At 71.1% G+C, this 11413-nt stretch carries 10 protein-coding genes, 1 pseudogene and 1 riboswitch; of the genes and pseudogenes, 10 read left to right on the forward strand and 1 reads right to left on the reverse strand.

The window, feature by feature from the left end; translation table 11 throughout:
* Nucleotides 1-159: 159 nt before the first annotated feature.
* From BFF76_RS16770 to BFF76_RS16780, 3 genes are all read left to right on the forward strand, one after another.
* Nucleotides 160-1716 carry a serine/threonine-protein kinase gene (locus BFF76_RS16770; protein ID WP_065848514.1) on the forward strand — a complete coding sequence of 519 codons (1557 nt, stop codon included), beginning with the start codon at nt 160-162 and terminating at the stop codon, nt 1714-1716.
* A 170-nt stretch (nt 1717-1886) separates the two neighbouring features.
* Nucleotides 1887-2543, forward strand: a complete 657-nt coding sequence (locus tag BFF76_RS16775) for a SurA N-terminal domain-containing protein (protein WP_053929140.1) — start codon at nt 1887-1889, stop codon at nt 2541-2543.
* A 30-nt stretch (nt 2544-2573) separates the two neighbouring features.
* Nucleotides 2574-3560: a nucleoside triphosphate pyrophosphohydrolase gene (locus BFF76_RS16780; RefSeq protein WP_031098696.1), complete on the forward strand. Its 987-nt coding sequence runs from the start codon at nt 2574-2576 to the stop codon at nt 3558-3560.
* Between the two features lie 112 nt (nt 3561-3672).
* Here BFF76_RS16780 and BFF76_RS16785 read toward each other — a convergent pair whose 3' ends face one another.
* The gene (locus tag BFF76_RS16785) at nt 3673-4932 is read right to left on the reverse strand and encodes a cytochrome P450 family protein (RefSeq protein ID WP_053929142.1); all 1260 of its coding nucleotides are present in this window, start codon (nt 4930-4932) and stop codon (nt 3673-3675) included.
* 22 nt (nt 4933-4954) lie between these two features.
* Between BFF76_RS16785 and BFF76_RS33835 the strand changes: the two are divergent.
* The 7 genes and pseudogenes from BFF76_RS33835 to BFF76_RS16815 form a co-directional block, all read left to right on the forward strand.
* Nucleotides 4955-5244: pseudogene (locus BFF76_RS33835) on the forward strand (cytochrome P450); the annotation flags it as partial.
* 105 nt (nt 5245-5349) lie between these two features.
* Entirely contained in the window at nt 5350-6327 is a 978-nt protein-coding gene (locus tag BFF76_RS16790; protein ID WP_031098700.1) for a transglycosylase family protein, read from the forward strand.
* Between the two features lie 290 nt (nt 6328-6617).
* Nucleotides 6618-6789: riboswitch (cyclic di-AMP (ydaO/yuaA leader) on the forward strand.
* The gene (locus BFF76_RS16795) at nt 6790-7482 is read left to right on the forward strand and encodes a LysM peptidoglycan-binding domain-containing protein (protein WP_065848515.1); all 693 of its coding nucleotides are present in this window, start codon (nt 6790-6792) and stop codon (nt 7480-7482) included.
* A 312-nt stretch (nt 7483-7794) separates the two neighbouring features.
* Complete coding sequence (eno, locus tag BFF76_RS16800) at nt 7795-9081, forward strand: phosphopyruvate hydratase (RefSeq protein ID WP_031098704.1); 1287 nt, start codon at nt 7795-7797, stop codon at nt 9079-9081.
* Nucleotides 9082-9174: 93 nt separating this feature from the next.
* The gene (locus BFF76_RS16805) at nt 9175-9645 is read left to right on the forward strand and encodes an FtsB family cell division protein (protein ID WP_031098707.1); all 471 of its coding nucleotides are present in this window, start codon (nt 9175-9177) and stop codon (nt 9643-9645) included.
* A gap of 94 nt (nt 9646-9739) precedes the next feature.
* A complete protein-coding gene (locus tag BFF76_RS16810) occupies nt 9740-10282 on the forward strand; it encodes a DUF501 domain-containing protein (protein WP_065848516.1) in 543 nt (180 codons plus the stop codon).
* A gap of 78 nt (nt 10283-10360) precedes the next feature.
* Nucleotides 10361-11302: a Ppx/GppA phosphatase family protein gene (locus tag BFF76_RS16815; protein WP_031098711.1), complete on the forward strand. Its 942-nt coding sequence runs from the start codon at nt 10361-10363 to the stop codon at nt 11300-11302.
* Nucleotides 11303-11413 lie beyond the last annotated feature (111 nt).

Below are 11413 nucleotides of genomic sequence, written 5' to 3' on the forward strand. Positions count from 1 at the left end.
CGCTGACACACCGCCTCCCGCCACGCCGCCCGCTCCCGCGCACCCCGCTCCCACCCCGGCGTCCGACACCCCGAGGCCTGCCGCGCCCCAGCGTCTCGACCAGGTGCGCGCCGAGCTCGACGAGCTGAGCGACTACCTCCGCAAGGAGGGTGACGGCCGGTGAACGGACGTGTCATCGCGGGGCGTTACGAGCTGGCGACCGTGCTCGGCCAGGGCGGCATGGGTCAGGTCTGGACGGCGTACGACCAGCGCCTCGACCGCAGGGTCGCGGTGAAGCTCCTGCGCCCCGACCGGGTCGCGGGCCCCTCCGGCAGCGTGGCCGCGGACGATCTGCGCCGCCGGTTCGTCCGCGAGTGCCGGGTCACCGCGCAGGTGGACCACCCGGGCCTGGTCACCGTGCACGACGCGGGGAGCGACGGCGACGACCTCTACCTCGTCATGCAGTACGTCGAGGGCGCCGACCTCGCCGACCACCTCGCCGAGCACGACCCCTATCCGTGGCCCTGGGCCGTGGCGATCGCCGCCCAGCTGTGCGCGGTGCTCTCCGCGGTCCACGCCGTGCCGATCGTCCACCGCGACCTCAAACCGCGCAACGCGATGGTGAAGCCCGACGGCACCCTCACCGTGCTCGACCTCGGCATCGCCTCCGTCATGGACACCGACACCACCCGCCTGACGCACACGGGGTCACCGATCGGATCCCCGGCCTACATGGCACCCGAGCAGGCGATGGGCGGCGCCGTCGGCCCCTACACCGACCTGTACGCCCTCGGCGTCCTGCTGCACGAACTCCTCAGCGGTGACGTGCCGTTCGCCGGGTCCACCGCTCTGGGAGTCCTGCACCGCCATCTCTACGAGCCGCCCCTCCCGGTCCGTCATCTCAGGCCCGAGGTCCCCGAGGCGCTCGAAGCTCTCGTCCTGCGGCTGCTCTCCAAGGACCCGCAGGACCGTCCCGCCTCCGCCCAGGAGGTCTACGAGTCGCTGCGGCCCCTGCTGCCCGCCGGCGGCACACCGTCCGGGCCCCTCGACCCGACCCGCCCCTTCCTCCGCCCGCACGCACCCTGGCCCGACCGCGCGGCCGTCCCGGCGTCGGTGCCCGTCCCCGCCCAGCAGGTACCCGCACCGCCGCAGGAACCGCCGTCCCGGCCGAACGTCGCACAGGCCGTCGACGACGTGAAGCGGCTGCTCGGAGAGGGCCGCATCACCCAGGCCGTCGACATCCTCGGGGGAATCCTGCCTGCCGCCGCCCAGGAGCACGGCGAACACTCACCGGTCGTACGCATCCTGCGCAAGCAGTACGCGGCCACGCTGATGGACGACGGCCAGTACCGCCGGGCCCTCCCGGAGCTACGCCGCCTCGCCGACGACCGCGCGGCGGAAGCGGGCCCGGCCGACTCCCAGACCCTTCAGTTCCGTTACGACGCCGCCCAGTGCCTGGAACAGCTCGGCGAGGCGGCCGCCGCGCTCGCCGAGTACCGCGCCGTCCTCCCCTACTACGAGAACGGCTACGCGACCTCCACCGGCCCGGGCCGGGCCTTCGACATCCGCCACCGGATCGGCCACCTCCTGCTCGGCGTGGGCGACCACACGGCCGGCCGCGCCCAGTTGCAGGCCCTGCTCCACGACACCGAGCGCACCTACGGCCCGCACCACCCGCTCCCCACCGAGCTCCGCCGGCAACTGACCCACCACCAGGACGTACGCGGTTCGAGGTGAGGCCGAAGACGGCCGATATGGGCGAGCCGGAAGGGATTTCGTCCCGCACCCCACACTGACCGGTCCGGAAATCGTTGGTCGAAGCAGTGGCCCGAATCACGTCCACTGCCTAACATCGATCACCGCAAGGCTTTGTGCACTGATGCACAAACTCTCCCCGGGAGGCTCCTTTGCACCGCCGTCGTCGCACCGCGCTCGCCCTTTCCGCCGCAACGCTCGTCGCGGCGCCGCTCCTGTCCGCCTGCGGCAGCGAGGCCCATCCCGGTGCCGCGGCCGTGGTGGGCGGCGACCGGATCGACGTCGCCACGGTGCAGGCGCAGGCGGCCGACGTACGCACTGCCCAGCAGGAGTCGGAGAAGTCCGAGGAGCTGGTGGCGAAGTCGGGCCAGCTGACCCGGGTCAAGCTGTCCGGCCTGATCTTCGGACGGGTCCTGGACCGGGCCGCGAAGGACGCCGGGGTGAGCGTCAGCCGCAAGGAGGTCCAGCAGATCCGCAGTGACGCCGCCGTGCAGTCCGGCGGGGACGAGGGAGTGCGGACGCTGATGCTGGAACAGCGCTGGGTGGCGCCCGGCCAGATCGAGGCGAGCCTGCGCCAGGAGGTGCAGCTCCAGAAGCTGGCCCAGGCACTCGGCGCCGACCTGCAGAGCCCCACCGGGGTGCAGGCCGTGGGTGAGTCCCTCACCGGGGCGTCGAAGGCGCTGCACATCGAGGTCAACCCGCGCTACGGCAGCTGGGACAACAAGAAGGTCCAGCTCAGCACGTACAAGGCCCCGTGGATCACCCAGGTCACCCCCGTGCGGGGCCAGGACCCCCAGGCAGGCGCCTGACCCGGCCCGTCCACGGGTAGGTTCGGGGGTGTGAACGCTGAAGACCCCGGCCGTATCGTCCTCCTCACCGCCAGCCACCGGGTCGCCCCCGGTCTGCTGTCCTGGCCCGCGTGGCAGACACTCCATGCCGCCGACCGGGTGCTGTGCCCCGAGCGGGACCACCCGCAGCTGCCCTATCTGCGGGAGGCGGGTGTCGCGGTCGAGCACACCGCCCCCTCGGCCGAGGAGCTCGTGGACGACTGCGCGGGCGGCCGGACCGTGGTGGTGCTGGTGGGCGGCGAGGGCAATCAGCCGCTCACCGACGGCCTGGCCAGGCTCGGCGGTTCCGGCCGGGTGCAGATGCCGGACCTGGAGCTGCTGCCCGGTTCGTACGACCTGCCCGGCGCGCGGCTCCTGGACCTGGTCCAGGTGATGGACCGGATCAGGCTCGAGTGCCCGTGGACCTCGCAGAAGACGCATCAGGGCCTTGCGAAGTACGCCATCGAGGAGGCGTACGAACTGGTCGAGGCCATCGAGGACGGCGACCGCGGGGAGCTGCGCGAGGAACTCGGCGACGTACTGCTCCAGGTCGTCTTCCACGCACGCATCGCGCAGGAGGACCAGGAGGAGCCGTTCGGTATCGACGACGTCGCGGCCACGATCGTCGAGAAGCTGATCCACCGGCATCCGCATGTGTTCGGCGACGAGACCGCCGAGACCCCGGAGGACGTCCACGCGCACTGGCTGCGGACGAAGGCGATCGAGAAGCAGCGCGAATCGGTCACCGACGGCGTACCGCTGGGCCAGCCCGGTCTGGCGCTGGCGGCCAAACTCGGCAGCAGGGCCCGTACCGCGGGTCTCGACGCCGCACTCCCCGAGGGCGACGGCGTGGGCTACCGGCTGCTCGCCCTCGCGGTGCGGGCCGAACAGGACGGCACCGACCCGGAGGCCGCTCTGCGGGCCGCCGCCCGCGCCTACCGTGACGCGATCCGGGCGGCCGAGGGGCTCGGCACCGCTCCCGATGGCGTCGAGGAGTGAACGACAGCCCCGCAACTGCCTCCACGCCCGATGCGGCGCCCGGACTCCTCACGCCGGAGTCCGTCATCTGCCCGGTGCCGGACGGGCCCTCGCAGGCCCGGTCTGCGGGCCGTCACCGGGGCGAGAACTCCACCGGAAGCGTGCGCAGGCCGCGCATGATCAGCCCGCCCCTCCACCTCAGGTCGCCGGGGTCCACGGCGAGCTGAAGATCCGGCAGACGGCGGAACAAGGTCTCCAGCGCGGTGCGGCCCTCCAGCCGGGCGAGCGGCGCGCCCAGGCAGTAGTGGATTCCGTGCCCGTATCCGAGGTGCTGGTTGTCACGGCGGGAGAGGTCGAGGGTGTCCGGCTCCTCGAAGCGGGCCGGATCGCGGTCAGCCGCGGCGAGTACGACCAGGACCGGATCGCCTTCGCGGACCTGCTGCCCGCCGATCTCGAGCGCCTCGGTGGCGTAGCGCCAGGTGGCCAGCTCCACCGGGCCGTCGAAACGCAGCAGCTCCTCGATCGCGGTATCCAGCAGGGCGTCGTCACCCCGTTCCACAGCGTCCTGGAAGACGGAGCGCTGCGCGGGGTTGTGGAAGAACGCGTGGGCGCTGTTCCCGATCAGATTGATGGTCGTCTCGAAACCCGCGAAGAGGATGACGAAGCACATGGCTGCGGCCTCGTTCTCGGTGAGGTGCTCGCCGTGGTCGCTTGCCCGGATCAGGTCCGAGATCAGGTCGTCGCCGGGCTCCTCCCTCTTGCGGTGGATCAGTTCGGCGAGATAGCCGCGAATCTTCTTCACGGACCGGGCCACTCCGCCGCGAGGGCCGCCACCGTGCCGGATCATCATTCCCGCCCAGTCACGGAAGTCGTCCTGGTCCTCGCTCGGGACTCCGAGCAGGTCGCAGATCGCGTAGATGGGCAGCGGGAAGGCGAAGTCATGGATGAGGTCCGCCGTCCCCCGGTCCGCGAAGCCGTCGATGAGCTGGTCCGTCAGCTCCTGCACGCGCGGTGCGAACCCGGCGATCCGGCGTGGGGTGAACGCCTTGGACACGAGTCGGCGCAGCCGGGTGTGGTCGGGCGGGTCGATGTTCAGCAGATGCGTCATGAGGTTGGCGCTGCGTTCCCCGGGGATGCCGGTCTTGCTCTTCCCGTGCGCGTCCTCGGCGTGGTGCGCCGGGTTCTTGGAAAGACGGCTGTCCGCGAGGGCCTGCCGGGCGTCCGCGTAGCGGGTCACCAGCCAGGCCTCGACACCGCTGGGCAGCCTGGTGCGGTGCACGGGGCTGTGCTCGCGGAGCCAGGCGTATGCGGGATAGGGGTCGGTGGCGAACTCCCAGGTGAAGAGTTCCGGCGACGGGGTGTGGTTCACCTGACGACGGTATCCGGCGGACATCCGCTGCCGTGCCCGCCTGCCGGACCCGGAGCCGTTCCAGGATGCGGACAACCCGGATCTCGCTCGGAGTGACGATCAGCACCCCGGACACGGGCACGGCATCCGCTGCGGCGTGGGGCGGCACCGGCCCGGCCGGAGGGACGGGGGGCGGCCGCGACTCCGCTGCGGCGCCTCCCCGACCTGCGGCTCGCTGCGGAACCTGCCGATTTGCGTGGGCACGGCGGGCTCATCCTGCGCGGACTGCGCACGCGTCCGGTGGAGTTCGGTCCGGGGTGTCCGGACCAAAAAGATGACAGGCAGTCAACTCTGTGACTTTCACGTGATCTCCGCTGCATCGACTTGTGACACACGTTCGAGTAGGGCTAGGTTCACCGTTCGACTCACCCGTCACATGTCAGTCACACGGAAGGCAATCCCATGGGCTCCGCGAACGGCAGACACCGTCGCCCTCGTCAGGCACCCGCCATCGTCGTCGCCGCAGGCGTCACGGGGTCGGCCATCGCCATCCCGCTGCTCGGTGCGGGCGGCGCGCAGGCCGCAGAGGCCACGACCTGGGACCGGGTCGCCGAGTGCGAGAGCGGCGGCATGTGGAGTGCCGACCTCGGCAACGGCTACTACGGAGGCCTGCAGTTCTCGCAGGACACATGGTCGGCCTACGGCGGTACCGCGTACGCGTCCCGTGCGGACCTCGCCAGCCGCTCGCAGCAGATAGCGGTCGCGGAGAAGGTGCTGGACGACAAGGGGCCGCAGGCGTGGCCCAGTTGCGCGGTGATCTCCGGGCTCGCCCTGGACGGGACGCTGCCGGGCGTCGACCCGGGCGGCGAGCCGTCCGCCGAGCCCTCCGAGGACGCGACCCCCTCCGAGACCCCCTCGTCCAACGCTTCGGACCCGGCGGATGCCACAGGCGAAGCGGATGAGTCCGGCGCGGAGGACAAGGCGAACGGGAAGGCGTCCGACGACGCGGCTGACAAGGGTGACGAGTCCGGGGAGGCCCCCGGGTCTCCGTCCGCCACCCCTTCTCCCGAGGCCTCCGAGACGTCCGGCGCCTCGAAGGGTGACGGGGCGAAGGGCGGAAAGCACCGCGGAACCCCGGCCCCGGAGGCGAGTGCCGGACCGGACCTGGAGGACGCGCGCGAATCCGGCCGGCACGCCTCGCGCGGCGACTCCGGGACGCGCCAGGGGGGAGCCGAGGGGGCGTACACCGTCCGCTCGGGCGACAACCTGTGGGCGATCGCGGACTCGCAGGAGGTCCCCGGTGGCTGGACCGCGCTCTACGAGGTCAACAAGGACGAGCTGGGCTCCGACCCGGACCTGATCCTTCCCGGCCAGAGCCTGGACCTCGGCCTCGGGGCGGATGCCCACGGCACCAAGGCGGAGACCGCCACCGCCAACTGATCAAAAGCGGGAAAACACCCCGAATCCAGGGGTAGTTCAGAGGCCTATGTCCACTTATGCGTAAGTGAGACATGGGTCTCTTTGCTTCAACTGGCGCGCTTGGTCCGTCCGATCCGTCCGCATTGCCTCCGACCTGCGAAAACGCACATGACCATCGAGCCGTTACGTGCTGATTGGCCGTTATGTCCGTCTTTGAATGTGGGGGTTGCGTGCGCTTACGGTCGGAGCCGCTCGCACCGCGGGCACCTTCGACCGTCACGCCGAATCCTGCCGTCGGACGAAGGGGACCGACGCGTAAAGCGCCGTAGGCAGGAGCGGGGGACCCAGGTAAGTGCCGGACCCGGCCGTCGCGAGACGGGCGAAGGTGCGGCTAGGGGTGAAGACGTCAGCGGGAGCGGGCGTCCGGGCAACTCACAGGCCCGAACCCGACAGCTCACCTCGTAGGCGTCGGTGAGGAGAACCATGCTGCTTTCCAGCAAGGGCAAGCACCGTCGCCCGTCCAAGGCCGTCCGTATCGCGACCCTGGCCGGTGTCACCGGTGCCGCCGTCGCCGTACCGCTCATGGGCGCGACCGGCGCCTCCGCCGCCTCCGTCGAAACCTGGGACGCCGTCGCCCAGTGCGAGTCCGGTGGCAACTGGTCCATCAACACCGGCAACGGCTACTACGGCGGCCTGCAGTTCTCGCAGTCCAGCTGGGCAGCGGCCGGCGGCACGCAGTACGCCGCCCGCGCCGACCTGGCCAGCAAGGACCAGCAGATAGCCGCCGCCGAGAAGCTCCTCGACCTGCAGGGTCCGGGTGCCTGGGCCTGTGCCGGTGCCGGCGGCCTGACCAACGACGGTGTGGACCCGGGTGTCGACACCGGCTCCGAGAAGAACGGCGACACGGCTCCGCAGGCCGCGCCGGAGCGCGAGGCCGAGCAGCCCGCCACGCGCAGCGAGAAGCGCACGGCTCCCAAGGAGACGGTCACCACCCCGACCGGCGGCAAGGTCGAGAAGGGTGACGGCGAGTACAAGGTGAAGGCCGGCGACACCCTCAGCAAGATCGCCGGCGCGGAGAAGGTCAAGGGCGGCTGGGAGAAGCTGTTCAAGCTGAACGACGACATCGTCGACGAGGCCGACCTGATCTTCCCGGGTCAGCAGCTCCACCTGAAGTAGTCCGGGGTCTGTTTCCTCCTCCCGCCCCGGAGGCCCGGCCCGGCGTGCTGACCCCCCGCACGCCGGGCCGGGGCCGTGTCCGGACCCTTCAGCCGGGTGCGGCGCGGGCTCGCCGTGAAGGCGAGTGTTCAACTGTTGTGGTTACTTGCCAGTAAATTTCTGGAGCTTTGCCCGTTATGCAGACCCTTGGGTCCTTTTTCGTCCCAGGGGACGGGCGGACGGCCGACGGAGCGGGCCGGGCCGGTTAGGCTCGTGGCGCAAGGCCACAGTGACCCTGCACAACCAGTGTCAGATCCCAGAAGGAGATGCCTCGTGCCGTCCATCGACGTCGTCGTAGCCAGGGAAATCCTCGACTCCCGGGGCAACCCCACGGTCGAGGTCGAGGTTGGCCTCGACGACGGCAGCACGGGACGTGCTGCCGTTCCGTCCGGAGCCTCCACCGGAGCGTTCGAGGCCATCGAGCTTCGCGACGGTGACCCCAACCGCTACCACGGCAAGGGCGTCGAGAAGGCCGTCCTCGCCGTGATCGAGCAGATCGGCCCGGAGCTCGTCGGGTACGACGCCACCGAGCAGCGCCTCATCGACCAGGCGATGTTCGACCTGGACGCGACCGAGAACAAGGGCTCCCTCGGCGCCAACGCCATCCTCGGCGTCTCGCTGGCCGTGGCGCACGCCGCGTCCGAGGCCTCCGACCTCCCGCTGTTCCGCTACCTCGGCGGCCCGAACGCGCACCTGCTGCCCGTTCCGATGATGAACATCCTGAACGGCGGCTCGCACGCCGACTCCAACGTGGACATCCAGGAGTTCATGATCGCGCCGATCGGCGCCGAGTCCTTCTCCGAGGCCCTGCGCTGGGGCGCGGAGATCTACCACACGCTGAAGAAGGTCCTCAAGACCAAGGGCCTGTCCACCGGTCTCGGTGACGAGGGCGGCTTCGCCCCCAACCTCGAGTCGAACCGCGCCGCCCTCGACCTCATCCTCGAGGCCGTCAAGGAGGCCGGCTACGTCCCGGGCCGCGACATCGCGCTCGCGCTCGACGTCGCCGCGTCCGAGTTCTACAAGGACGGCGTCTACGAGTTCGAGGGCAAGTCCCGCTCGGCCGCCGAGATGACCGAGTACTACGAGGAGCTCGTCTCCGCGTACCCGCTGGTCTCCATCGAGGACCCGCTGTACGAGGACGACTGGGCGGGCTGGAAGGCCATCACCGACAAGCTCGGCTCCAAGGTGCAGATCGTCGGTGACGACCTGTTCGTCACCAACCCCGAGCGCCTCGCCCGCGGTATCGAGGAGGGCTCGGCCAACGCCCTGCTCGTCAAGGTCAACCAGATCGGTTCCCTGACCGAGACCCTGGACGCCGTCGAGCTGGCCCAGCGCAACGGCTTCAAGTGCATGATGTCCCACCGCTCCGGTGAGACCGAGGACGTCACCATCGCCGACCTCGCCGTCGCCGTGAACTGCGGCCAGATCAAGACCGGTGCCCCGGCCCGCTCGGACCGCGTCGCCAAGTACAACCAGCTGCTGCGCATCGAGGAGATCCTCGACGACGCCGCGGTGTACGCGGGGCGTTCGGCGTTCCCGCGGTTCCGCTTCGAGGGCTGACGGCCCGAGTCCGGAGCACAGCCTCCGACCGTCCCCGCATCCGGTCCCGTACCGTGTGCGGGGACGGACGTGCGTAACGGGGAGGCGTGAGACATGGCCGGGAAGGACCGCGACCGGTTCTCCACCGCGACCAGGCTGCGACTGCTCGGCGAGCAGACGGCGGCCCGCGTCTACCGGTCCCAGAACCGCCGCCAGGCTCGCCGTTCCCGGCTCACCGGCCGGGCCGCGTTCCTCGCGCTGATCGTCTGCTCCCTGGTGGTCGCCCTCGCGTACCCCATGCGGCAGTACGTCTCCCAGCGCGACCAGATCGCGGAACAGGAGAGGCTGTCGCAGGAGGCCCGCGAGCGGACCGAGGAGCTGCGCGACGAGAAGGCTCGGCTCAAGGACGACGCGTACATCCGCCGTCTCGCGCGCCAGCACCTCCACTACGTGCTGCCCGGCGAGACCGGTTATACGGTGGCCGACCCGGACGCCGCCGAGGTGCGCCGGGGTGAGCCGGGGGCGACCGGGCGGCCGTGGCACTCGAACCTCTGGGACGGCGTCGACAGCGCCGACCGCGAATGACCCCCTTCCCGCACCGGTCCGGGCCCGGGCGCACCCACGGTGCCCCGTTCCCGCGCCGGTTCATACAGTCCGACCGATGACATTCAAGGCAGGCATGGACACGCCCCCTCCGCAGACCGAATCCACCACGCCCACCGACGCGGACATCGCCGCGTTCGAGCTCCAGCTCGGCCGGCCGCCGCGCGGGCTGCGCGCCATCGCGCACCACTGCCCGTGCGGCAACCCGGACGTGGTCGAGACGCAGCCCCGTCTGGAGGACGGCACGCCGTTCCCGACGACGTACTACCTGACCTGCCCGCGCGCCGCGTCCGCGATCGGCACGCTGGAGGCCAACGGGGTCATGAAGGAGATGACCGAGCGGCTCACGACGGACCCGGAGCTGGCCGCCGCCTACCGTGCCGCGCACGAGGACTACCTGGCGCGCCGCGATGCCATCGAGGTCCTGGAGGGCTTCCCGAGCGCGGGCGGCATGCCGGACCGGGTGAAGTGCCTGCACGTCCTGGTCGGCCACTCGCTGGCCGCCGGTCCCGGTGTGAACCCGCTGGGCGACGAGGCGATCGCGATGCTGCCGGAGTGGTGGGCCAAGGGGCCGTGCGTCACCCCGTGCGCCACCGGCGCCGGGCCCGACGCGTCCTGACCCGAGGGCCTTCCGTCCGGATCGGGCCGGATCCGGACGGAACGCCCTCCGCGGTACCCGTACAACCACAGGAGCCCCATGACCCGCGTTGCCGCCATCGACTGCGGTACCAACTCCATCCGTCTGCTCGTCGCGGACGTGGACCCCGCCACCGGTGACTTCACCGAGCTCGACCGCCGGATGCGGATCGTCCGGCTCGGCCAGGGCGTCGACCGCACCGGGCGCCTGGCCCCCGAAGCCCTGGAGCGCACCTTCGAGGCCTGTCACGAGTACGCGGCCGCGATCAAGGAGCTCGGCGCCGAGCGGATCCGTTTCGTCGCGACGTCGGCCTCCCGCGACGCGGAGAACAGCGACACGTTCGTCCGCGGGGTCCTGGACATCCTGGGCGTCGAGCCGGTGGTCATCACGGGTGACCAGGAGGCGCAGCTCTCCTTCGACGGCGCCACCAAGGAACTGGTGGGCAGCGACCACCTGGAGAAGCCGTACCTCGTCGTGGACATCGGCGGCGGCTCCACCGAGTTCGTCGTCGGTGACGACCGTGTCCGCGCGGCCCGGTCCGTGGACATCGGCTGCGTACGCATGACGGAGCGTCACCTGGTCCTGGACGGGGCCGTCGTGGACCCGCCCACGCCCGACCGGATCGCCGCGATCCGCGCGGACATCGACGCCGCGCTGGACCTGGCCGAGGAGACCGTGCCGATCTCCTCGGCGGCGACGCTCGTCGGCCTGGCGGGGACGGTCACCACCGTCGCCGCGATCGCGCTCGGCCTGGAGGAGTACGACTCCGAGGCGATCCACCACTCCAGGGTCTCCGTCGGGCGGGTCCGGGAGATCACCGAACGGCTGCTCGCCTCGACGCACGAGGAGCGCGCGGCGATCCCCGCGATGCACCCGGGCCGGATCGACGTGATCGCCTCCGGAGCGCTCGTCCTGCTCGCCCTGATGGAACGGGCGGGGGCCCGCGAGGTCGTCGTCAGCGAGCACGACATCCTCGACGGGATCGCCTGGTCGGCCGCCTGATCACAGCACGGTCGCGGGTGAGGTGAGGTGCCGCTCAAACGCGTTCCCGCCTGCACCTCTGAGCCCGCGCAAGGCCCCTTCGGACCAGTCCGGAGGGGCCTTGCGCGAGGC

The sequence above is a fragment of the Streptomyces mutomycini genome (genome assembly GCF_001700505.1).
GTDB lineage: Bacteria > Actinomycetota > Actinomycetes > Streptomycetales > Streptomycetaceae > Streptomyces > Streptomyces mutomycini.

What these genes read in the sequence shown, in the direction of transcription:
- BFF76_RS16795 (WP_065848515.1), top strand. Translation starts at nt 6,790, where the DNA reads ATGCTGCTTTCCAGCAAGGGCAAGCACCGTCGCCCGTCCAAGGCCGTC.
- BFF76_RS16805 (WP_031098707.1), top strand. Translation starts at nt 9,175, where the DNA reads ATGGCCGGGAAGGACCGCGACCGGTTCTCCACCGCGACCAGGCTGCGA.
- BFF76_RS16810 (WP_065848516.1), top strand. Translation starts at nt 9,740, where the DNA reads ATGGACACGCCCCCTCCGCAGACCGAATCCACCACGCCCACCGACGCG.
- BFF76_RS16790 (WP_031098700.1), top strand. Translation starts at nt 5,350, where the DNA reads ATGGGCTCCGCGAACGGCAGACACCGTCGCCCTCGTCAGGCACCCGCC.
- BFF76_RS16815 (WP_031098711.1), top strand. Translation starts at nt 10,361, where the DNA reads ATGACCCGCGTTGCCGCCATCGACTGCGGTACCAACTCCATCCGTCTG.
- BFF76_RS16785 (WP_053929142.1), bottom strand. Translation starts at nt 4,932, where the DNA reads ATGTCCGCCGGATACCGTCGTCAGGTGAACCACACCCCGTCGCCGGAA.